Here is a 23,148-nt window from a genome sequence, read left to right as displayed (position 1 = left end):
CCGGCGTGCCCTCAGCCCCCCAGCGCCCCCTGCGTGTTCACATACACCGCATAGATCGACTGGCTCGATGCCATGAACAGCCGGTTGCGTTTCACGCCGCCGAAACAGACATTGGCGCAGCGCTCAGGCAGCGCGATGCGGCCGATCTGTTCGCCATCGGGCGCGAAGATGAAGACGCCGTCGAGCTCCGGCTTGCCCATGCCCCAGCCGCACCACAGATTGCCATCGATATCGCAGCGCATGCCGTCGGGCGTGCCCGGGCCCGCATCGATCAGTACGCGCTTGTTCTTGAGTGTCTTGCCGTCGGCAGCAACGTCGTAAGCGAGAATCTTGCGGTTCGGCACACCGCGGGATTCCACGACATAGAGCAGCTTCTCGTCCGGTGAAAAGCATAGCCCGTTGGGGCCGAGCACATCGTCGGCGACAATGGTGGACGTCAACGTATCGCCATCGATGCGATAGATATTCTGTCCGATCTCAGATGGCGCTTTGTTGCCCTCATAGTCGCTCATCAGGCCGAACGGCGGATCGGTGAACCAGATCGAGCCGTCGGACTTCGCCACGACGTCATTCGGCGAGTTCAGTTTCTTGCCTTCGAAATTATCCATCAGCACCGTGATGGAACCGTCATATTCGGTGCGGGTGATGCGGCGCCCGTGTTCGCAGGTGATCAGGCGTCCCTGGCGATCCCGCGTGTTGCCATTGCCGTAATTCGACGGTCTGCGGAAATCGCTGATCGCGCCGGTTTCCTCTTCCCATTTGATAATGCGGTTGTTGGGAATATCTGAACACAACAGATAGCGGCCGTCACCGAAATAGACCGGTCCTTCGGCCCAGCGCATGCCGGTGGCGATGCGTTCAATGGCGCCGAGCTTGATCCAGTATTTTTCGAAGCGGGGATCGAGGGCGTGAATGGCGGGGTCGGGATAATAGGTCGCCGGCTGCCAGCCGCGCGATGATGTGTCGGACATTGGCGTCTCGTTCTCTGTCGTTTCCTCGGATGCGTTTGCTAACATCGGCGAGGGTAGGCGGCAAGCAATGCCGGTTCCACTGCCTTGCCGTTGCGCCCGCGCCGCGCCATACTTGTCTGACAACTGACAACATTACGAGGGACGGAATGAAGATCTTGATGACGGGCGCATCTGGCGGAATTGGCACGCGCTTGCGCGAATTGCTGCCGCCGATCTATCCTGACCTGGTGCTGAGCGATCTCACCACGCCGCCCAATCTCAAGCCGACCGAGAATTTCACACAGGCCGATCTGGCCGATCTCGCCGCCGTGGAGGCGATCTGCGAGGGCGTCGATGGCATCCTGCATTTCGGCGGTTTCTCGGTGGAGGGGCCATGGGACACCATCCTGCAGGCCAATATCATCGGCGGTTACAATCTGTTCGAGGCAGCGCGCAAGAAGGGCGTCAAGCGCATTATCTTCGCGTCGTCCAATCACGCGGTCGGCTTCTATCCACGCCACAGCAAAATCCCGCCGGACGTTACGGCACGGCCGGACAGCCGCTACGGCGTCAGCAAGGTGTTCGGCGAGGCGGTGGGCTCGCTCTATGCCGACAAATACGGGCTGTCGGTGACATGCCTGCGGATCGGCAATTTCGGCGACAGGCCGCTTGATCAACGTCGGCTGTCGATTTGGCTCAAGCCCGAGGATCTGGTGCAGCTCTGCCAGATCGGGCTCGAACATCCCGCCATCCATTTCGAGGTGCTGTATGGCGCCTCCTATAACGAGCGTGCCTGGTGGGATAACTCCCGCGCCTATGAACTCGGCTATCGCCCGGTCGGCAAAGCCGAGGATCATCGCGAACACGCAATGGCGGAACAGGCGAAGATGAAACCCGATCCGGTCGGTGATTTCTATCAGGGCGGCGCATTTTGCAGCGCCGAATTCGCCGGCGATTTCAGCAAGGTGTGGGAGCCGAAATAGGGGCCCAGCCAGTCCGTCCCGCGCATTGACAAGAATTTTGGCGGCTTCATAAGAAGCATTCAAAACAAGCTTGGAATGGGAACGCGACATGGCCGACGGATTGCGCAAGGGGCTGACCAGTTACGGCGACGCGGGCTTTTCGCTGTTCTTGCGCAAGGCCTTCATCAAGGCCATGGGCTATTCCGACGATGCGCTCGACCGGCCCATCGTCGGGATCACCAACACTCATAGCGACTACAATCCGTGCCACGGCAATTCGCCCCAGATCATCGAGGCGGTGAAGCGCGGCGTGATGCTGGCCGGCGCGCTGCCGATGGTGTTTCCGACCATCTCGATCGGCGAAAGCTTTGCCCATCCGACCTCTATGTATCTGCGCAATCTGATGGCGATGGATACCGAGGAGATGATCAAGGCGCAGCCGATGGATGCGGTCGTCGTCATCGGCGGCTGCGACAAGACTCTGCCGGCGCAGATCATGGCGGCGCTGTCGGTTGATTTGCCGACGGTGGTGATCCCGGTCGGCCCGATGGTGGTCGGCCATCACAAGGGCGAGGTGCTCGGCGCCTGCACGGACTGTCGACGTATGTGGGGCAAGTTCCGCGCCGGCGAGATCGACCAGCAGGAAATCGACGACGTCAATGCGCGCCTCGCGCCGTCGGTTGGCACATGCATGGTGATGGGCACGGCGTCGACCATGGCCTGCATCACCGAGGCGATGGGCCTGTCGCTGCCGATGAGTGCGACCATTCCCGCGCCGCATGCCGAGCGCTTCCGGTCCGCCGAAGCCAGCGGCAAGGTTGCCGCGACGCTCGCCAAGAACAAGGGGCCGAAGCCGAGCGAATTCCTGACGCCGGGTTCGTTCCGTAACGCGCAGGTCGTGCTGCAGGCGATCGGCGGCTCGACCAACGGCCTCATTCATCTCACCGCGATGGCCAACCGCACGCCGAACCGGATCGATCTCGCCGCTTTCGACGAGCTTGGCCGCGACGTGCCGGTGCTGGTCGATCTGAAGCCGTCAGGCGATCACTATATGGAGCACTTCCATCACGCGGGCGGCGTGCCCAAGCTGATGGCGCAGCTCGGCGATCTCATCGATCTCGACGCGAAATCCGTCACCGGCGAGACATTGCGCGAGATCGTGGCGAATGCCGAAGAGGTGCCGGGCCAGGACGTGATCCGCTCGAAGGACAACCCGATCAAGCGGGAAGGCGGACTGGCAATCCTGCACGGTAATCTGGCGCCGCGCAGCGCCGTCATCAAGCATTCCGCCGCGTCGCCCAAGCTGATGCAGCACACCGGCCGTGCCGTGGTGTTCGAATCCGTCGAGGACATGACGAACCGCGTCGACGATCCCGATCTCGACGTCAATGCCGATGACGTGCTGGTGCTGCGCAATGCCGGTCCCAAGGGCGCACCGGGCATGCCGGAGGCCGGCTATCTGCCAATCCCCATGAAGCTGGCGCGTGCCGGCGTGAAGGACATGGTGCGTATTTCAGACGCGCGCATGAGCGGTACAGCCTTCGGCACCATTGTGCTGCACATCACGCCGGAGAGCGCCGTGGGTGGCCCGCTGGCGCTGGTGAAGAACGGCGACATGATCCGTCTGGATGTGGCGAAACGGTCGATCGATCTGTTGGTCGACGATGCCGAGCTTGCGAAGCGCCAGGCTGCGCTCCCGCCAGCGAAGACGCCGGACTGGGCGAAGCGCGGCTATGCGCATCTGTTTCACACCACGATCCTGCAGGCCGATGACGGCTGCGATTTCGACTTCATGACGGCGAAGGGGAAGGGCTGACGCTAGCCGGCGGCCGCTGACACTTCTTCCGCGGTTGGCATCGACGGCCCGGCGCCCATCCGCTGTACGCAAAGCGCTGCGGCGACATTAGCATAGCCAATGGCGCTCTGCAGTGAATGTCCATCCGCAAGCTTTGCGGCAACAGCCCCCACGAAACAGTCGCCGGCACCAGTGGTGTCAATGGCCTTCACGATGCGGGCGGCTTCGAGGTGGACCCGGCCATCGATCAGCGCGATCGCGCCGCGCTTGCCCAGCGTGATGCAGATGTTCGGCCGATGATCGGTTTGCAATGTCGATGCGGCGGCGATGAAGCGCGCATCGGGATCAGTGTCGTGCAGTTCGAGACTTGCAAGCAGGCCGAGTTCGCTTTCATTGAGGATCAGAATATCCACCAGAGCCATCAGCTCACGGTCAATCGGCATCGCCGGTGCCGGATTGAGTATCGTCGTTGCACCGGATGCGCGCGCTCGCGTGAAGAAAGCCGTGATGGCCGGCAGCGGAATCTCGAATTGGCTGACGGCGATATCGCCTTTTCGGAATGCGGACGCAGCGACATCGGCCGCACTCACCAGCGCGTTGGCGCCGGGAATGACAATGATGGTGTTGTCGGCATTTGCGACGGTAATGATCGCCGCTCCGGTGCCAACGCCAGTGGCTTCGCGCACGTGAGCGAGATCGACGCCCTGCATGGCCAGAAATGCCCTGGTGTCACGCCCGAAGGCATCCGCGCCGGTGCAGCCGATCAGCATTGTCCTGGCGCCGAGCTTCGCCGCAGCAACGGCCTGATTGGCGCCCTTGCCACCGGGAAAATACAACACTTCGCGGCCTGCTACAGTCTCACCGATTGCCGGATGGCGGTCGGCTGTCGCGACCATGTCCATATTGATGCTGCCGGCGACGACAACCTGGCCCATGGTTGTCACACCTGCGCCCGATATTCCTCACGCACCGCCGCGATATCCGACAATGTCGGCAGTCCCGCTTCATTGCCAAGCCGCTGGATCTTGAAGGTCGATGCGGCCCGCGCGAATTTGAAATGCTCGGCCCAGCTATGGCCGGGATTGGCGAGGTACGAATAGACGTAAGCGCCGTGGAAAACATCGCCGGCGCCATTGGTATCGATCACCTTTTCGCGCGGGATCGGCAGCGCGGGCAGTGTGTGCACTGTGCCGGCTTCGTCATACCAGAGCAGGCCCTTCTCGCCGAGCGTGACGCCGCCGACGCGGCAGCCGCGGTTCTTGAGATAATCGAGCATCTTCTCCGGCGTCAGGTCCATCTGCTCGCAGAGACGTTCGGCGACGATGGCGACGTCGATGAACTCAAGCAGCTCATGGGTATTGGTGCGCAAGCCGCCGCCGTCGAGCGAGGTGAGGATGCCGGCCTCGCGGCAGAGCTTCGCGTAGTGGATCGCGGCATCGGGCTGATGGCCGTCGATATGGAGCGCGCGGCAGGCACCGAGATTGAGCAGCGGGAACGGATGGATGTGTTCGTCGTCGCGGCAGCGGACGATGGCACGCTTGCCGTCTTTAGGCATGATGAAGGACAGCGACGAACTCGCCACTTTGCGCGGATGGACCTCGATGGCGTATTTCGCCGACATGTCCATGAACATGCGGCCGAGCCAGTCATTGGCGACGGTGGCGATCAGATCGGGCACGATGCCCAGCTTGGCGCAGCAGAAGGCCGCCGTCACCGCATTGCCGCCGAATGACACGGCATAGTCGGAGGCGACGTGTTTCTCGTCGCCGGTCGGCATATGGTCGGTGATGAACGTGACGTCGATATAGGTCTGTCCGATAAAGAGTGCCTTCATGAATCCGTCCGTCTCGCCTGAGGGATGGCTGCACCCGTCCGGAGACGGCGCATCAGTCAGCTTAACAGCGCTTGCGACGAGGTCACCACCGAAATTGTGCGATGCCGCAGGATGCCGCAGCCGGGCGGACTCGGTTTTCAGCATTGCGGCTCGAAAACTGGCATAGTTCGATAACAACAACGCCACAAAGAGGGGAGGGATGCGATGATCACCGGGCTGGATCACGTCGTCATTTTGCTGGAGGACCTGGAGGTGGGGATCGCCACCTATCAGACCCTGTTCGCCCGCGCGCCCGCCTGGCGCAGCACCAGCGACGGCGCGGCCATGGCGATCTTCACGGTGGCCAACATGTCGGTCGAGCTGATGGCACCTGTCGGTCACGGCCCGGCCGCCGATCGCATCAGGGCCGTGCTGCCGGAGCAGGGTGCGACGCTGGCCAGCATCTGTTTCCGGACTGGCGATATCGCTGGGATGCATCGCCGGCTCGATCGCCTGGCGCTGAAGCCTGATCCCATCGCCGAGGTCGAGAGCAGGGATACCGAGACCGGCGCCACACTCTCCTGGAAGCGTACCCGTGCGGCGACGGACGCGACGCGCGGCGTCCGGCAATTCTTTCTCGAACTGTCCGACGAGCGTCCGGTGTCGCCCCCGGTGGGCGATGCGCCGTTCCTTGGCCTCGACCATATCGTTGTCGCCACGCAGGATCCGGAGCGCGCCGCTGCGCTCTATGGCGCGCGACTGGGCCTCGACATGGCACTGGATCGCTCCAATCCGGAGTGGGGCCATCTGATGTTCTTCCGCTGCGGCGATCTGATCGTCGAGGTCGTGCATCGCCCCGACGACAAGGCCGACAAGAATCGCGACAAGCTCTGGGGCATGACCTGGCGCGTCGCTGACGCGGATGCCGTCCGCGAGCGCTTGCTCGCCGCGCATGTCAACGTGTCGGAGGTGCGTAGTGGCCGCAAGCCGGGCACCCGTGTTGTCAGCCTCCGCGATGGCACCTGCGGAATTCCGACGCTGCTGATCGAGCGGACGGGGAAGGATGTGTGAGCGCCGTCAAGCGACCTTCAGCGTCTCGATCCCGCTGACGTCGACAGTCTGTTCGGCGTGCCATGTGTCATAGGCTGCCTGCATCCGCACCCAGATGCCGGCACCGTTGCCAAACAATTTTCCGATCCGGACCGCGACCTCGGGCGAGATCGGCTTCTTCTCTTCGAGGATGTCGTGCAGATGCTGGCGGGAAATGCCGAGCAGGCGGGCGATCTCGGTCTTGGATCGCTTGACGGCGGGGATCACGTCTTCGCGCAGCACGGCGCCTGGATGGGTCGGGCAGCGGGACGCGCTGCGCTTGGCATTTTGCTCAACCATCGTGGCTCTCCTTGATCCCCGGCGCGAAGCGCCCTTAGTGATACTGCTCGAAGTCGACACGAAGCGCATCGCCGGCCTCGAATTCGAATGTGATGCACCATGGTCCGTTGACGTGAACGGAATAACGCTGTGGTTTGCCGCGCAGTGGATGGAAGTTGAAGCCGGGCAGGCCCATCTCGGCCGGCAAGGTTGCGACATCCAGCATGTCGAGCCGGCGGAGAATGCGACCATGCATTTTTTTGTCAATCTTGGCTGACGTCTTCCTGCTCCAGAGCTCGTTCAGACCGGGATGTATGAAAGATCTGATCACAGGTGTCTCGACGGCTACGGATCGACCGCCCGAATTGTAAGCTATTAGCTTACAATTCGTCAAGTGGTTTTTCCGCAGGCCGGGCGAACTACCGCCACAATACTGAACAGCCTTGCCAGAGCAGCACCAGCGAGATCACCAGCAGCAGGGCATAGGCGATGTTGTAGAACAGATTGGTAGGCGTATGTTTCACCAGCCAGATGCCCATGAAGTTCGCGATGATGGCCATAGGCAGCAGTGCCAGCGATGTCGCGAAATTGCCGGCGTGGAATTGGCCGAGCGCGAAGTAGGGCACGATCTTCAGCGCATTGACCACGGCGAAGAAGATCGTGGTGGTCCCGACCAGCACCAGCTTCGGCAGCCGCTGCGGCAGCACATAGACCTGAAATGGGGGGCCGCCGGCTTGAGTCATGAAGGATGTGAAGCCCGATACCGCGCCCCAGAATACGCCGCCGGCCGGGCCCATGCGGGTCGGTTCGATCCTGGCGCGCTTCCGCCAGACGTCGATCACGAAGATGAGGCCGATCAAACCGACAGTGATGCGAACGGCATTGTCAGAAATATAGGAGGCGAGCAGCCACGCCAGCGTCATGCCGGCGACCGCGCCCGGCAACATGATCTTCAGATTCGAGGCGTCCCATTCGCGGCGATAGACATAGATCGAGATCAGGTCCTGCGTGATCAGCACCGGCAGCAGCAAGGCGGCGGCCTCGAGCGGCGGCAGATACAGCGCCAGCAGCGGCGTGGCGGCAATGCCGACGCCGGAAAAGCCGCCTTTGGAGAGGCCAAGGAAAATCACCGCCGGAATGGCGACGGCATAGAAGAACGGGTCTGTGATGATGGCAGGCACAAGCAGGTCCGGTTGGGGCAGGGCAGTGATAGCGACGACACCCGCAAAAGGCGATGCCCGTTTGCGCATATGGCCCGGAACATGCTTTGTTCTCAAGCGGGCAAACGCATGCTACACGCGATAGACGTGCGGCTGTTGCGTCATTCCGCTGAGCGACGGGATCCGGGTTTGGCAAAAACAACTAAAAAAGCGCCGAAGAAAGCATTGAAGTGGCAGCGTGACCCGGAAGGGATGCGTCTGCGCATTCTCGAGGCTGCCAAGAAGGAATTCGCGAGCAAGGGCCTCGCCGGTGCGCGCGTCGATCGCATCGCTGCGCAGGCCGGCGCCAACAAGCGCATGCTCTACTATCACGTCGGCAACAAGGATGCGCTCTATCTTGCGGTACTCGAAGGTGCCTATGAGCAGATCCGTGCCGAAGAACGCACGCTCGATCTCGAACATCTCGATCCGCCCGAGGCCATCGAGAGCCTGATCGCCTTCACCTGGAACTACTTTATCCGCAACCCGGAATTCCTTGCGCTGCTCAACACCGAGAATCTGGAGCGCGCGAAGCACATCAAGCGCTCCACGAAGGTGAAGTCGATGCATTCGCCCTTCGTGGAGATGATCCGCACGGTGGTTTTGCGCGGCGTCGCGTCAGGCGATTTCAAGGTCGCGATGGATCCGGTGCAGCTCTACATTTCCATCGCCGCGCTGAGCTTTTTCTATATCGGCAACAACGCTACGCTCAGCGTGATTTTCGGCAGGGATCTCCTGGCGAAGGAGGCGAGGGACGAGCGGCTGGCCCATATGGTGGCACTCGTCCTGGCGGCGCTCACCGGCCGATCCGTGGCCGAATTCCAGCTCCCGCCGGCGACGGTTGTCCACACCTCGGCCCGCCAAAGCGCCTGAAATCATTGTGTAATTTTCGCTAGTTAAGCGCCCAATTGACAACGGTGAAGCCATGCGCTGTATTTATCCAACGAGTTAAATGCGACCGCGAAGCCGGCATCTGGGAGACGAGACGCGTGAGTGAGAAGAAAGCACCCGGCAGTGTATCGAAGCTGCTGAACGCCTCATGGCTGCGCCCATTCCTGTTGCTGGTGATGATCGTGGTCGGCTGGGATCTCGCGATCCGCATCTTCAACATTCCCGCCTATCAGATCCCTGCGCCCGGCGACGTCGTGAAGGTGCTCTATACCGACTGGCCCGAACTGCTTGCGCAGTCAGGGCCGACGACTTACGCGACACTGCTCGGCTTCCTTGCATCCGCCGTGTTCGGCATCCCGATTGCCATGCTGATCGCCGGTTCGCGGGCCGTCGAAAGCTATGTCTATCCGCTGCTGGTGTTTTCGCAGTCGATTCCCAAAGTCGCCATCGCGCCCTTGTTCGTGGTGTGGTTCGGCTTCGGCATCGTGCCGAAGATCATCGCCGCCTTCCTGCTCGGTTTCTTTCCCGTCGTCGTGTCGGCGGTGCAGGGCTTCAAGTCGGTCGATCCCGACATGGTCGATCTTGCCCGCGCCATGAAGGGCAGCCGCTTGCGCGTGTTCTGCGCCGTGAACCTGCCACACGCGCTGCCGGCGATCTTCTCCGGTCTCAAGGTGTCCGTCACGCTCGCCGTCGTCGGCGCGGTGGTCGGTGAATTCGTCGGCTCCAATTCCGGCATCGGTTATGTGCTGCAGCGCTCGATCGGCACCTTCGATCTGCCGACGATGTTTGCGGCTCTCGTCATCCTCGCGCTGCTCGGCGTCATTCTGTTCTGGCTGGTCGATCGTATCGAACGCTTTGCGATTCCCTGGCACGTCAGCCAGCGCGCGGATGTCTTCATCGGGTCCTGATCGGGACCTGCAATTCCAAACAAGCGGTCCGGCGAAACGGGCCGCGATCACCTGCTTCAATGGGAGGCTAAAAATGCTGAAATGGGTTACTGCTGTTTCGACTGCCGCGATCACCGTCACGCTCGCGCTCGCCACGCCGGCGGCTGCGGCCGACAAGGTGACGCTGATGCTCAACTGGTATGTCTATGGTGAGCATTCGCCGTTCTATTACGGCAAGGCCAAGGGCATCTATGAAGCAGAAGGCATCGATCTCGACATTCAGGAAGGCCGCGGTTCGGCGGCTACCGTGCAGGCTGTCGCTGCCAAGAGCGTGAATTTCGGCTATGTCGACGTTCCCACCATGATGCGTGCAGCCGTGAAGGGCGCCCCGGTGATCGCCACCGGCGTGTTGCTGCAGACCTCGGCCATGTCGGTGATGGGCTTCGTCGACAAGAACATCAAGAAGCCGGAGGATATCAAGGGCAAGACCGTGGCGATCACGCCGGCGGATTCCATGACCCAGATCTGGCCGCTGTTCCTCAAGAAGGCGGGCCTCAAGGAATCCGATTTCAAGACCGTCGCCGGCGACGGACAGACCAAGCTCAACGCCGTCATCAACGGCCAGGCTGACCTGTTGCTCGGCTACGTCATGGACCAGTCCATGAAGATCAAGGATGCCACCGGCAAGGATGTGTATCCGATCAAGTTTGCCGATTACGGCATTCATCTCGTGTCGTCGGGCATTATCACCAATACCGACTATGCCAAGGCCAATCCGGATCTCGTGAAGCGCTTCATGTCGGCCACCACCAAGGCCGTCGAAGCTGCGTCGAAGGAGCCGAAGGCTGCCGCGCAGGCGATCCTCGATGCCAACCCGAAGGGCGGCAAGATCGAGACCCTGACCCAGGGCTTCGAACTCACCATCCCGCTCTACACCACGCCGGAAACCAAGGGTAAGCGCCCGTTCCAGGTCACCGATCAGAACATGAAGGAATCGGTAGAGCTGATGGTCGAATATGGCGGTCTGGAAGCCAAGGCCAAGGAAAATCCGAAGGCCTTCTACACCAACGAATATCTGCCGAAGTAACCGGCCCGGTTATCTCGACCGAACTGACGAAATCAACAGGACTAGCCGTAATGACTGCAGCGATGAGGACCATGAGCGTCGATCAACCGAGTGCGCATCTTCGCGTCGTATCCGAGCAGTCCGCACCATCAAAGGCGTCGGGGATCAATCTCTCCGGCGTCTCCAAAACCTATGGGACCGGCGACGGCCAGGTGCAGTCGCTGCGCCCCCTGGACTTCCATATCAATGACGGTGAGTTCTTCGTCGTGGTCGGCCCATCCGGCTGCGGCAAGTCCACGCTGCTCAAACTGATCTCCGGCCTTCTTGCGCCGACATCCGGAGAAATCCACGTCGATGGCAACAAGGTCACCGAGCCCCATGGCGATGTCGGCATCGTGTTCCAGAACGCGCTGCTGCTGCCCTGGCGGAACATTTTGAATAACGTGTTGATGCCGATCGACATGAAAGGCCTATCGCGCGAGAAATATATCCCGCGCGCGAAAGAGCTTCTGAAGATGGTTGGCCTCGAGGGCTTCGAGAAGAAGCTGCCGTGGCAGCTGTCCGGCGGTATGCAGCAGCGCGCCTCGATCTGCCGTGCGCTGGTGCACGATCCCAAGATCATGATGATGGACGAGCCGTTCGGCGCGCTCGACGCCATGACGCGCGAGAAGATGAATGTCGAGCTGTCGCGTATTCAGCGTACCACCGGCAAGACGATTCTCCTCATCACCCATTCGATCCCGGAAGCGGTGTTTCTGGCCGACAAGGTGCTGGTCATGACCGAGCGCCCCGGCGGCATTGCCGCGATCTATGACGTGCCGCTCGGGCGCGAGCGCACGCTCGATGCGATGTCGAACCCGATCTTCACCGATCTGGTCGCACGCATCCGCAAGCACTTCATGACCAACAGCACGCTGGACTAGCGCCCATGTCCATGTCGGCACGGATCGCCTTGCGAGACATTACGCTGTTCGAGCGCCACGTGGCGTTCGTGCGACCGTTTCGCTTTGGCGCCGTGACGGTCAATGCAGCGCCGCAGGCGTTCGTTCGGGTCGAGGTCGAGGTCGAAGGCAAAGGCGTGTTCGTCGGCGCCTCAGCCGAGCTGATGGTGCCGAAGTGGTTCGACAAGCGGCCGCATCTGGCCATCGGCGACACCGTGAACGAGCTGCGGCAGTCGCTGGTCATCGCGAAAGAGCTCTATCGCGCGCAGTCGGGTTTCATTTCGGCCTTTGGTCTGCATGCGGCCTGCATCGGCGACCAGATGAAGGCCGGCGCCGAACTGGACATTCCACCGCTGGCTGCAAGCTTCGGTCCGGCGGAAATCGACAAGGCTGTGCTCGACGCACTGCTGCGTGGCTTGGGCACGGATTTCTTCACGGGCATGAAGGCCAACGTCGCCGGTCTTACCGCGCGTCTTGCTCCCGATCTCGGCGCCGACGACATCGCGACGTTCCTGGCCAGCCGTCACCGGCTTGAGCGCGTCGCGCTGCGCCACACCGTCGGCCTCGATGATGTGATCGAAGGCGAGGGCGGTGTCGCCGACCCCCGTGAGAATAGCGGCGCACGATACTTCAAGCTCAAGATGAACGGCGATCCCGCGGCAGACGCCGCACGTTTGACCCGGATCGGAAATGCGCTGACGACGCTGCCTTACGATTATCAGGTGACGCTCGACGCCAACGAGCAATATGCCGATCTCAACGCGCTCGGCGCGCTGGTCGATCGCCTCGACAATGACAGCGCACTGGCGCCGATTGCATCCAGGCTACTTTACATCGAGCAGCCGATGCCGCGCGATATCACGCGCGAGTCGCCGCTCGGCCAATTGTCGTCGCGCAATTTCATCATTGATGAGGCTGACGACAATTGGGATGCATTCCCCGCCGCCAAGGCGTTGGGCTATCGCGGCATCTCCTCGAAATCCTGCAAGGGCTTCTACAAGTCGATCGCGAATGCGACTCGCGCTGCGGCGTGGAGCGCGCAGGGCGTCGATCATTTTATCACCGGCGAGGATCTCACCTGCCAGGCCGGCCTTGGCGTGCAGCAGGATCTGGCGCTTGGCGCGCTGATCGGCGTCACCCATGCCGAACGCAACGGCCATCACTACGTCGATGGTTTCGGCACTGCACCAGCGGAGGAGGCCGAGGCCTTCCTGACGGCGCATCCCGATCTCTACCGCCGCGATGGCGATATCGTCCGTTTGTCGATTCACGACGGTGATCTCCTCACGGGATCGCTGACCTCTGCCGGATTTGCATCCGGCGCACATCCGGACTGGTCGGTGCTGTCGCCGCTCCAGCTCGCTTCATCCGATCATTCTCAAACTAAAGTTCTCCAGGAGTCCTGACTATGGCTGTCCACCGCCTCGGCATCATCATGAACGGCATCACCGGCCGTATGGGTCTCAACCAGCATCTTGTGCGCTCCATCGTCGCGATCCGTGCGCAGGGCGGCGTGACCCTGAAGAACGGCGACCGCATGATGCCGGATCCGATCCTGGTCGGCCGCAATGCCGAGAAGATTGAAGGCCTCGCCAAGAAGTATGGCATCGAGCGCTGGACCACCGATCTCGACAAGGCTTTCGCCGACAAGAACGACAGCATCTTCTTCGATGCGGCGACCACGCAGGCACGCCCGGGTCTGCTCAACCGCGCCATCGAGGCCGGCAAGCACATCTATTGCGAGAAGCCGATCGCGACCAATCTCGAAGCCGCGCTCGACGTCATCAAGAAAGCCAATGCCAAGGGCCTCAAGCACGGTACGGTGCAGGACAAGCTGTTCCTGCCCGGCCTGAAGAAGCTTGCGATGCTCCGCGACTCTGGCTTCTTCGGCAAGATGCTCTCGGTACGCGGCGAGTTCGGCTACTGGGTGTTCGAAGGCGATTGGCAGGAAGCCCAGCGCCCGTCGTGGAACTACCGCGCTGAAGACGGCGGCGGCATGATCCTCGATATGGTCTGCCATTGGCGTTACGTGCTCGACAACCTGTTCGGCGAAGTCGAGAGCCTCACTTGCCTCGGCACCACTGACATCCCGGCGCGCTGGGACGAGCAGGGCAAGAAGTACACGGCCACTGCCGACGACTCGGCCTATGCGACCTTCAAGTTGAAGGGCGGCGTCATCGCCCATATGAACATGTCCTGGGCGACGCGCGTCTATCGCGATGATCTCGTGACCTTCCAGGTCGACGGCACCCACGGTTCGGCCGTGGCCGGTCTCACCGAGTGCATGATCCAGGCCCGTCAGGCGACGCCGCGCCCGATCTGGAATCCCGACGAGAAGCGGACCCACGATTTCTATGCCGACTGGCAGAAGGTTCCGGACAACGCCGTCTACGACAACGGCTTCAAGGAGCAGTGGGAAATGTTCATCCGTCACGTCTGTGAGGATGCGCCCTACAAGTACACGCTGCTCGAAGGTGCCAAGGGCGTGCAGCTCGTCGAATGCGCGCTGGAAAGCTGGAAGGAGCGCCGCTGGATCGACGTTCCCACACTCAAGGTCTGAGGTCCGCCATGAACAAGCCAGTCATGCCCACGTCGACTGCGTCGTCGCTGTCGCTGAAGCTGCCGAAGGCCGATCGTTCGATCGAGACCTATCGTCTCGCAGCGTCGCGCACGTTTCCGGCCAAGCTGGAAGGCACGCTGAACCGCATCGCCTTCTCGGCGGCGCATATCGTCGCCGACCCGCTGGCGGAGTGCGATCCGTGGCTCAATCAGACCATCGATTGGGACCGCACCATCGCATTTCGTGAACACGTCTGGGATCTCGGTCTCGGCGTCGCAGAAGCGATGGACACCGCTCAGCGCGGCATGGGTATGGACTGGCCGACCTCGCTCGAACTCATCACGCGCTCCGTCGCGGCGGCCAAGCCGCGCGGCGCGCTTGTGTTCTCCGGCGCCGGCACCGATCACCTCGCGGTGGAAGATGCCAAGTCGATCGACGACGTGATCAAGGCCTATGAACAGCAGTTCGAAGCGATCGAGAAGGTCGGCGGCCGCATCATCCTGATGGCGTCGCGTGCGCTGGCCAAGCTCGGCAAGAGCGCCGAGGATTACGGCCGCGTCTATGACCGCATCCTGTCGCAGTCGGCGCAGCCCGTCATCATCCACTGGCTCGGCGACATGTTCGATCCGGCACTGGCGAATTACTGGGGCACGTCCAGCCTCGACACCGCCATGGACATCGCCGTCGACGTCATCAACCGTAACGCCGCCAAGGTCGATGGCGTCAAGGTGTCGCTGCTCGATGCACAGCGCGAGATCGACATGCGTCGTCGCCTTGATCCCAAGGTCAAGATGTATACCGGCGACGATTTCAACTATGCCGAACTGATCGCCGGCGACGACAAGGGCTTCTCGCACGCGCTGCTCGGCATCTTCGATGCCATCGCGCCGGCGGCATCCTATGCGCTGTCGCGTCTGGCGGCAGGCGACGAGGCCGGCTTCCACGACGTGCTTGGTCCCACCGTGCCGCTGTCGCGTCACATCTTCAAGGCGCCGACGCGGTTCTACAAGACGGGCATCGTGTTCATGGCCTATCTCAACGGCCATCAGGATCACTTCACCATGATCGGCGGGCAGGAGAGCACGCGCTCGACGCAGCATCTCGCCGAACTGTTCCGTCTCGCCGACAAGGCCGGTCTTTTGGCCAATCCCGAACTGGCGACGCAGCGCATGAAGGCGATCATGGCCACCCGTGGGATCGAAGCCTGAGATGCGTGACTTTTCCAACGACCATCGCTGGCTGTCGCTGAACACGGCGACGGTCCGCAAGCAGGGTGACTTTGTCGCGATCGCCGAAGCCTGTGCGCGTCACAAGATCCGCGGCGTCTCGCCGTGGCGCGATCAGGTGGCCGCCGTCGGTCTGGACAAGGCCGTGAAGGCGGTGCGGGATCACGACCTCGAACTGTCCGGCTATTGCCGCGGCGGCATGTTCGTCTCGGACGAAGCCCATCGCCAGCAGCAGCGCGACGACAACAAGCGCTGCGTCGATGAAGCGGTGGCATTGGGCTCACCGTGCATCGTGCTGGTCGTCGGCGGCCTGCCGCAATATTCGCGGCCGGGCTCTGCGCCGTCGAAGAACATCATCAATGCGCGTGCGCAGGTCGATGATGGCATCGCCGAGATGATGGAATATGCGAGGCAGGCGAAGATGCCGCTGGCCATCGAGCCGCTGCATCCGGCTTATGCGGCCGACCGAGCCTGCGTGAACACCACCGAACAGGCGCTCGACATCTGCGACCGGCTCGATCCCAACCGCACCGGCATGCTCGGCGTCGCCCTCGACGTCTATCACATCTGGTGGGACCCCGAACTGCATGCCCAGATCGCGCGGGCAGGGCAGGATCGTCTGCTCGCATTTCACGTCTGCGACTGGCTGGTCCCGACCAAGGACATCCTCAACGACCGCGGCATGATGGGCGACGGCGTCATCGATATCAAATCCGCCCGCGCGGCTGTCGAGACGCAGGGCTTCGCCGGTTACTCCGAGATCGAGATCTTCTCGGAGAACTGGTGGAGCAAGCCGATGGACGAGGTGCTGACGACCTGCATTGAGCGTCACAAGACGGTGGTGTAACTCACGGTGTAGTGCCGAAACGCACGAACCTCTCAATTGTCATTCCGGGCTCGCGCAAGAGCGCGCCCCGGGAATGACCATTGAGAGGTAGAGTTTAAACATTTTTTCCTATATATCTTGACAATATACCTAGAAGGACTGTCCTCCGCTCATCAGTTCGCGAGGGCGCTTCTAGAGGCGTCTTGAGGTGGAGCTGGGATTGCGGCGCCTACGGGCGGGAGGGAGACGTTCCCTCGCGCACTCGGGAGGCCCTGGGTAGCCGTCCGGGCCCACTACAGGCTCTGACGGAAACGGCTGGACTGGGACAGGCAAAAGCGGGGAAACCGGTCGGCGCCACGTCCCAGGAAGCACGGCCCTGGGGAAAGAAATCGCCCCTAGCAGTCGCAGACTGCGTAAACTTGTCTGCGGTGTGGCGCGCCGTGTGGCGTTGCGCGGTTGCGGATTACCGGCGTTCCGGCGGAGCGGATCGCGATAAAAACCACCCTTTGCGCCTCACGGCGTGCTGCCACCCCTCATCTTGAGGGGACCGCATAACTCCGGCGCATTGGCGTCGCGAGAATGCAACACTGTGGCGGCCAGATACCACCTGCAGTCATTCTCCGGATGCGATGCACCATTTTCTTGACACGAATAGAGGTGAGTGCTTACTCACGACGCTATGAGCACACTTCGAATGACCCATGACCTCAGGCGCGAGCTGATCCTCAGCGCGGCGAAGCGATGCTTTGCGCGCAATGGATTTGCCGGCACCACGACCAAGAGCGTGGCGGCTGCAGCGTCGATTTCGGAAGGCTTGCTGTTCAAGCACTTCCCGACCAAGTCGGCGCTCTATGCCGAGATCCTGGCGGAGGAATGCGAAGCCGACCCCGGACTGAACAAGCTGCTCGGTCTGCCGCCGTCGACCGAGACGCTGGTGATTTTGATTCGCGGCATGGTCGGGCACTTCCTCGACATTCCGCGCGATCCCGATCCCGATCATGAAGAGGCGCAGCGCCTGCGGCTAATGGTCATCAGCCAGTTGCAGGACGGTGAATTCGCCCGGCTGCTGTTTGACAAGATCGGAGAACTGATCGGCCCGACCTTTACGGCGTCACTTGAACACGCTGTCCGGACAAACGACGCGGTCCGGATCGGAAAAGAGCCGATGGGTCTTTTCTGGTTTGCGCACAACACCGCGATGATGGCGGCATTATCGCGCCTTCCCTCGGTTCCCTGTTTGCCTTATGCCAGCACCGCCGACAACGAGCGGCAACTTTGTGAGTTTATTCTCCGCGGTATCGGACTGAAAGACACGGCGATCGCGACGTATATCGATCGCGAGCTTCCGGCGTACCTGATGCCAGCGACTACGACAGAAAGCGCATGACATGACACTCACGACCGAACCCAACAGCACTACGGCGCCGCGTGCGACTGTCGAGAAGCCCCGTCCGCGTCCGCGGATGGTGCGTTGGTTCATCATCGTCGGCATCCTGCTGGCGATCCTGGTGGGCGGCCTGGTGGGCTTCAACGCGTTCCGCGCCCACATGATCAAGCAGTTCTTCGCCACCATGAAGCCGCCGCCGACTGTGGTGAGTGTTGCGGATGCCAAGTCCGAAGTGGTGCCCAACCTGATCAGCGCCGTCGGCGATCTCGCCGCCGTGCATCAGGTTAACGTCACCTCCGACGTCAACGGCCGCATTACCGACATCCAGTTCACTGCGGGCGCGACCGTCAAGGCTGGCCAGCCGCTGGTGCAACTGTTCGACGGTCCGGACCAGGGCGACCTCGCCAACTTCAAGGCGGCTGCCACTGTTGCGCGCATCAATCTCGACCGCGCCAAACAGCTCGCCGAGCGTCAGGTTGGTCCGCAGGCCACCGTCGACACCACGCAGGCGGCGTATGATCAGGCGCAGGCCAATATCGCCAAGACCGAAGCGGTGATTTCGCAGAAGCAGGTGCGCGCGCCGTTCGACGGCGTGCTCGGCACGCGTCGGGTCGAAGTCGGCCAGTACCTGACGGCCGGCACGCAGATCGTGTCGCTCACCGATCTGTCCGCCGTCTACAACAACTTCACGGTCACGGAAAAAGACTCCGGCAAGCTGCAGGTCGGTCAGGCTGTGCGCATTTCGGTGGACGCTTATCCGGGCCGCAAGTTCGAGGGCAAGATCACCACGATCGAGCCACAGATCAGCGCCGATACGCGCAACATTCGTGTTCAGGCGACGCTGCAGAATCCGGAAGGCATCCTGAAGCCGGGCATGTTCGCGACCACGACCGTCGTGCTGCCGGACAAGCCGGCTGTGATCACCGTGCCGGAAACCGCAGTCGACTACACGCTTTATGGTGACTCGGTTTACCTGATCACCGAGAAGAAGACCGACGATGGCAAGACCGAGCTCTCGGCGGTGCGCACCTTCGTGCGCACGGGCGATCGCATCGATGGCCGTGCGGTGATCACGCAGGGCCTGAAAGCCGGTGATCGTGTCGTGGCGGTCGGACAGCTCAAGTTGCAGTCCGGCGCGCTGGTGTCGATCTCGACCGATCCATTACCGCAGATTCCGGCGAAGCCGCCGCTGAACTGAAACCCGATGGACGGGCCGCGACATGCGGTCCGTCCCGGTTCATCTGAATGAATTTTCTCGCATCGTCGCGCGGCCTGTGATGGCCGGCAGATGGTGCCGATGACGGAGCGACCGCAATGGTCTTCACGGATATCTTCATCAAGCGCCCGGTGCTGGCGCTGGTCGTCAGCCTGCTGATCCTGCTGATCGGTTTCAAGGCTGCAACCAGCCTGCCGATCCGTCAGTATCCGAAACTGTCGAATACCGTGATCACCGTCACCACGGTATATCCCGGCGCGTCGCCGGACCTGATGCAGGGCTTTATCACCACGCCGATCGAGCAGGCCGTCGCGGCTGCTGAAGGCATCGACTACATGACGTCAGCATCGACGCAGGGCCAGAGCCTGATCTCGGTCTATATCAAGCTCAACGTCGATCCCAATGCCGCTCTCACCGAAGTGCTGTCGAAGGTCAATTCGGTCAAATATCTGATCCCGCGCGAAGCGAATGACCCTGTCATTCTGAAGTCCACGGGGTCGACGACGGCGGTGATGTATCTCGGCTTCTCCAGTGAGGAACTGTCCGGCTCGGCGATCTCCGACTACCTGACGCGCGCGGTGCAGCCGATCCTGTCGACTGTGGACGGCGTGGCGTCGGCCGAAATCCTCGGCGGTCAGACCTTCGCCATGCGCCTGTGGCTCGATCCGCTACGCATGCAGGGCCGCGGGGTATCTCCGGACGATGTCGCTGCGGCGATCCGCGCCAACAACTTCCAGGCGGCAGCCGGTCAGACCAAGGGCTATTACATCGTCTCCAATGTGACGGCGAATACCGACCTGCAGAACGTCGAGCAATTCAAGCGCATGACGGTGAAAGCCAAGGACGGCGGCTTTGTCCGTATGGAGGATATCGCCACCATCGAGCTTGCCGCGCAGAGTACGGACGCGAGCGTGGCGTTTAGTGGCGAGCGCGCGATCTTTATCGGCGTGCAGGCGACGCCGCTCGGCAATCCGCTCAACATCGTCAAGGGCGTGCGCGCGCTGTTCCCCGAACTCGAGCGTAACCTGCCGCCATCGCTGAAGATGAAGGTCGCCTACGACTCCACCAAGTTCATCACGTCGTCGATCGAGGAAGTTCAGAACACGCTGATCGAAGCCGTCGGCATCGTGATCGTGGTGATCTTCCTGTTCCTGGCTTCGTTCCGCTCGGTCATCATTCCGGTGGTGACGATTCCGCTGTCGCTGGTCGGCGTCTGCAGCCTCATGCTCGTCATGGGCTTCAGCATCAATCTGCTGACCTTGCTGGCGATGGTGCTCGCCATCGGCCTCGTGGTCGACGACGCCATCGTGGTGGTGGAGAACATCCACCGCCATCTGGAGGAGGGCAAATCGCCGGTGCAGGCGTCGCTGGAAGGCGCGCGCGAGATCGTTGGTCCGGTCATCTCCATGACCATCACGCTGGCGGCGGTGTATGCGCCGATCGGCTTCATCGGCGGTTTGACCGGTGCGCTGTTCCGCGAATTCGCCTTCACGCTGGCGGGCTCGGTGATCGTATCCGGCGTTATCGCGCTGACGCTGTCACCGATGATGTGCTCGGTGCTGTTGAAGCAGGAAGAGCCGGGCTGGTTCGCCAAGAAGGTGGACAAGGTGTTTGGCGCCACCACGCGCTGGTATGGCCGGCAGCTCGATCGCTCGCTGGACTATCGCCCCATCACGGCCATGTTCGCCGTTGTGATCCTCGGTCTCGTCGGCTTCATGTACATGAACACGTCGAAGGAGCTGGCGCCCGAGGAAGATCAGGGCATTCTGTTTGCAGTGACCAAGGCACCGAAATACGCCAATATCGACTACGCGGATTTCTACGGCGATCGCATGGACGAGGCGTTCAAGAAGTTCCCGGAAACCGATCTGCGCTTCATCATCAACGGCACCAACGGTCCGAGCAACGGTATCGCCGGCATGCTGCTGAAGCCGTGGGACGAGCGCAAGCGTTCGTCCACGCAGCTGAAGCCGCTGGTGCAGGCTGAACTCAGCAAGATCGAGGGTGTCAACGCCTTTGCATTCAACCTTCCGGCGCTGCCGGGCGGTCCCGGCGGTCTGCCGATCCAGATGGTGATCAGTTCGACCAACGGCTTCCAGTCGGTCTATGAGGAGATGGTCAAGTTGAAGGACACCGCGCGCAAGAGCGGCCTGTTCATCGTCAGCGACAGCGATCTCGATTTCAATCAGCCGGTGGTGCGCGTCTCCATCGATCGCTCCAAGGCCAACGACCTCGGCATTACGATGTCGAGCATTGGCAATACGCTGGCGACGCTGCTCGGCGGCAACTATACCAACCGCTTCAACCTCGAGGGGCGCTCCTATCAGGTGATCCCGCAGGTGCCGCGCGGCATGCGGCTCTCGCAGGATTCGCTGGCGAACTACTATGTGCCGACGATCACGGGTCAGCAGGTGCCGTTATCGACGCTGGTGAAGGTGGAGACCGGAACCAACCCGAACGCACTGTCGCACTACAACCAGCTGAATTCGGCGACCTTCCAGGCGGTGCCGATGCCCGGCGTGACGGTGGGGCAGGCGGTCGACTTTCTTGAGGGCGCCGCCAAGCAACTGCCGTCGGGCTTCAATCACGACTACCTCGCCGACAGCCGACAATATGTGCAGGAAGGCAACCAGCTCGCGGTGGCGTTCGGCTTCGCGCTGATCATCATCTTCCTGGTGCTGGCAGCGCAGTTCGAAAGTCTGCGCGATCCGCTGGTGATCATGATCACGGTGCCGATGGCGATCCTGGGCGCGCTGATCCCGCTGTTCTTCGGCATGGCGACGATCAACATCTACACGCAGGTCGGCTTGCTGACGCTGGTCGGTCTGATCTCGAAGCACGGCATCCTGATGGTGGAGTTCGCCAACGAACTGCAGCTCAAGGAAGGTCTCGATCGTCGTTCGGCCATCGAGATGGCTGCCCGCGTGCGTCTGCGTCCGATCCTGATGACCACGGCTGCGATGGTCACCGGCCTGTTGCCGTTGCTGACCGCGGCGGGCGCAGGTGCTGCGAGTCGCTTCTCGATCGGCCTCGTGGTCGTCTCCGGCATGATGATCGGTACGCTGTTCACGTTGTTCGTGCTGCCCGCGGTTTACGTGGCCATCGCCACCGATCACCGCGCCGGCAAAGAGACGGAGCGCGCCAAGCAGATCGAGGAATTCGATCTGGAGCATACGCGGACTGCCTGATCGCACGGACGCAGCCTTGCGAAGCTGAGCTTGCGGGGACACATGGTTTGAGGTTGGATGGCGGATCGCTTCATGCGATCCGCCATTATCTTTTGGCGGCCCGCATGGCCTCCACAGGACCCATCCCATGACGCGCGATTTTCCGGCCGGCAATTATCGCTATCTTCCCGCAGTTTTTCAGTATTCCAGCGGCGTTGCCGCCAATGCGGATTTCGAGATCGAGCGCGTTCGTTTCGACACGTGGCTGCCATTGGCCGATGGGTTTGCGCGTATTGCCGATTACATTCTCGCGGCGGATCGCCCGCTGACATCGTTCTGCGCCTGCGAGTTGCGCTCGCCTGCAGTGGTCGACGAAGCTGGCTTCCGGACATTCAACGAGCACTATGTCAAGACGCTTGCTGAATGGGGCATCTTTGACGGCACGAATAATCCCGTCGCGCGCAGCAATGTGTGCCTCGAGATCGATCCGCCAAGTGAACCGTCGTTTTACGCGTTCTCGTTCACGCGGCCGTCGCTCGGTGCCAAGCCGACTTTCGTGATTGCGGGTGGTGCTGAAGCGCGCGGCGGTCCTGGAACATATCCCGAGCGCATCACGCGCTATCGCGAGACCTCGCTGGACGCATTCCGGGAGAAAACGCGGATGACCATGAGCAATATGGAAGAACGCCTCGGCGCCTTCGGCTTCTCGTGGAAGGACACCACCGCGACGCAGATTTACACGGTACAGGATTTCCATCCCGTGGTGGCCGATGAATTGGCTAAGCGCGGTGCGTCGCGGCAGGGCATGACCTGGCATTTTGCGCGGCCGCCGGTGGTCGATCTCGAATTCGAGATGGATACGCGGCGTGTGATGCGTGAATTCGTGATCTGACC

The 23,148-nt window shown here is 61.7% G+C and carries 21 protein-coding genes; 15 read left to right on the top strand and 6 right to left on the bottom strand.

The genetic code is table 11. The annotated features are described in order from the left end of the window. Positions 1-11 precede the first annotated feature (11 nt). On the bottom strand, positions 12-971 hold the full coding sequence (locus AB8A23_RS24475; protein ID WP_439057880.1) for an SMP-30/gluconolactonase/LRE family protein: 960 nt from the start codon (positions 969-971) through the stop codon (positions 12-14). Positions 972-1,117: 146 nt separating this feature from the next. On the opposite strand from AB8A23_RS24475, the gene AB8A23_RS24470 reads away from it, so the two are divergent. Together AB8A23_RS24470 and AB8A23_RS24465 are read left to right on the top strand one after the other, a co-directional pair. After that, positions 1,118-1,933, top strand: coding sequence for an NAD-dependent epimerase/dehydratase family protein (locus tag AB8A23_RS24470; protein WP_439057881.1), 816 nt, complete (start codon positions 1,118-1,120; stop codon positions 1,931-1,933). Positions 1,934-2,021: 88 nt separating this feature from the next. Continuing rightward, a complete protein-coding gene (locus tag AB8A23_RS24465; protein WP_089266951.1) occupies positions 2,022-3,728 on the top strand; it encodes an IlvD/Edd family dehydratase in 1,707 nt (568 codons plus the stop codon). A gap of 2 nt (positions 3,729-3,730) precedes the next feature. On the opposite strand, the gene AB8A23_RS24460 is transcribed toward AB8A23_RS24465, so the two are convergent. After that, complete coding sequence (locus tag AB8A23_RS24460) at positions 3,731-4,642, bottom strand: ribokinase (protein ID WP_439057884.1); 912 nt, start codon at positions 4,640-4,642, stop codon at positions 3,731-3,733. A 5-nt stretch (positions 4,643-4,647) separates the two neighbouring features. Beyond that, positions 4,648-5,541: a sugar kinase gene (locus AB8A23_RS24455; RefSeq protein ID WP_439057886.1), complete on the bottom strand. Its 894-nt coding sequence runs from the start codon at positions 5,539-5,541 to the stop codon at positions 4,648-4,650. A gap of 204 nt (positions 5,542-5,745) precedes the next feature. On the opposite strand from AB8A23_RS24455, the gene AB8A23_RS24450 reads away from it, so the two are divergent. Continuing rightward, on the top strand, positions 5,746-6,591 hold the full coding sequence (locus tag AB8A23_RS24450; RefSeq protein ID WP_439057888.1) for a VOC family protein: 846 nt from the start codon (positions 5,746-5,748) through the stop codon (positions 6,589-6,591). Positions 6,592-6,597: 6 nt separating this feature from the next. On the opposite strand, the gene AB8A23_RS24445 is transcribed toward AB8A23_RS24450, so the two are convergent. The 3 genes from AB8A23_RS24445 to AB8A23_RS24435 all read right to left on the bottom strand — a co-directional run bounded on the left by AB8A23_RS24445 (position 6,598) and on the right by AB8A23_RS24435 (position 8,069). Further along, a complete protein-coding gene (locus AB8A23_RS24445) occupies positions 6,598-6,909 on the bottom strand; it encodes a HigA family addiction module antitoxin (protein ID WP_089266955.1) in 312 nt (103 codons plus the stop codon). Positions 6,910-6,943: 34 nt separating this feature from the next. Continuing rightward, entirely contained in the window at positions 6,944-7,219 is a 276-nt protein-coding gene (locus AB8A23_RS24440) for a type II toxin-antitoxin system RelE/ParE family toxin (RefSeq protein ID WP_439057890.1), read from the bottom strand. 88 nt (positions 7,220-7,307) lie between these two features. Next, positions 7,308-8,069 (bottom strand): sulfite exporter TauE/SafE family protein, encoded by a 762-nt coding sequence (locus AB8A23_RS24435; RefSeq protein ID WP_089267285.1) that lies wholly within the window; start codon positions 8,067-8,069, stop codon positions 7,308-7,310. Between the two features lie 231 nt (positions 8,070-8,300). Between AB8A23_RS24435 and AB8A23_RS24430 the strand changes: the two genes are divergently transcribed. From AB8A23_RS24430 to cnbZ, 12 genes are all read left to right on the top strand, one after another. Then, on the top strand, positions 8,301-8,960 hold the full coding sequence (locus tag AB8A23_RS24430; RefSeq protein WP_309949136.1) for a TetR/AcrR family transcriptional regulator: 660 nt from the start codon (positions 8,301-8,303) through the stop codon (positions 8,958-8,960). A 194-nt stretch (positions 8,961-9,154) separates the two neighbouring features. Then, on the top strand, positions 9,155-9,886 hold the full coding sequence (locus AB8A23_RS24425) for an ABC transporter permease (protein ID WP_439060462.1): 732 nt from the start codon (positions 9,155-9,157) through the stop codon (positions 9,884-9,886). A gap of 73 nt (positions 9,887-9,959) precedes the next feature. Then, on the top strand, positions 9,960-10,952 hold the full coding sequence (locus AB8A23_RS24420; RefSeq protein ID WP_231077404.1) for an ABC transporter substrate-binding protein: 993 nt from the start codon (positions 9,960-9,962) through the stop codon (positions 10,950-10,952). 50 nt (positions 10,953-11,002) lie between these two features. Then, positions 11,003-11,854, top strand: a complete 852-nt coding sequence (locus tag AB8A23_RS24415) for an ABC transporter ATP-binding protein (protein WP_231077403.1) — start codon at positions 11,003-11,005, stop codon at positions 11,852-11,854. A gap of 11 nt (positions 11,855-11,865) precedes the next feature. After that, a complete protein-coding gene (locus AB8A23_RS24410; protein ID WP_439060463.1) occupies positions 11,866-13,278 on the top strand; it encodes a hypothetical protein in 1,413 nt (470 codons plus the stop codon). A gap of 2 nt (positions 13,279-13,280) precedes the next feature. After that, positions 13,281-14,432 carry a Gfo/Idh/MocA family protein gene (locus AB8A23_RS24405; RefSeq protein WP_089266960.1) on the top strand — a complete coding sequence of 384 codons (1,152 nt, stop codon included), beginning with the start codon at positions 13,281-13,283 and terminating at the stop codon, positions 14,430-14,432. Between the two features lie 8 nt (positions 14,433-14,440). Further along, positions 14,441-15,640, top strand: a complete 1,200-nt coding sequence (locus AB8A23_RS24400; protein WP_439057893.1) for a dihydrodipicolinate synthase family protein — start codon at positions 14,441-14,443, stop codon at positions 15,638-15,640. A gap of 1 nt (position 15,641) precedes the next feature. Then, complete coding sequence (locus tag AB8A23_RS24395) at positions 15,642-16,505, top strand: sugar phosphate isomerase/epimerase family protein (RefSeq protein WP_439057894.1); 864 nt, start codon at positions 15,642-15,644, stop codon at positions 16,503-16,505. A gap of 658 nt (positions 16,506-17,163) precedes the next feature. Then, complete coding sequence (locus AB8A23_RS24390; protein WP_089266963.1) at positions 17,164-17,871, top strand: TetR/AcrR family transcriptional regulator; 708 nt, start codon at positions 17,164-17,166, stop codon at positions 17,869-17,871. Between the two features lies 1 nt (position 17,872). Next, positions 17,873-19,069 carry an efflux RND transporter periplasmic adaptor subunit gene (locus tag AB8A23_RS24385; RefSeq protein ID WP_089266964.1) on the top strand — a complete coding sequence of 399 codons (1,197 nt, stop codon included), beginning with the start codon at positions 17,873-17,875 and terminating at the stop codon, positions 19,067-19,069. Positions 19,070-19,185: 116 nt separating this feature from the next. Further along, positions 19,186-22,275 (top strand): MexW/MexI family multidrug efflux RND transporter permease subunit, encoded by a 3,090-nt coding sequence (locus AB8A23_RS24380; protein WP_089266965.1) that lies wholly within the window; start codon positions 19,186-19,188, stop codon positions 22,273-22,275. A 127-nt stretch (positions 22,276-22,402) separates the two neighbouring features. Beyond that, a complete protein-coding gene (cnbZ, locus tag AB8A23_RS24375) occupies positions 22,403-23,146 on the top strand; it encodes a 2-amino-5-chloromuconate deaminase CnbZ (protein WP_439057897.1) in 744 nt (247 codons plus the stop codon). The last annotated feature ends 2 nt before the right edge of the window (positions 23,147-23,148 follow it).

The organism is Tardiphaga sp. 619_E2_N8_4 (assembly GCF_051810905.1).
Lineage (GTDB): Bacteria > Pseudomonadota > Alphaproteobacteria > Rhizobiales > Xanthobacteraceae > Tardiphaga > Tardiphaga robiniae.
The sequence above is the reverse complement of the archived record's forward strand: the minus strand, read 5'-3'. Positions and strand labels throughout refer to the sequence as shown.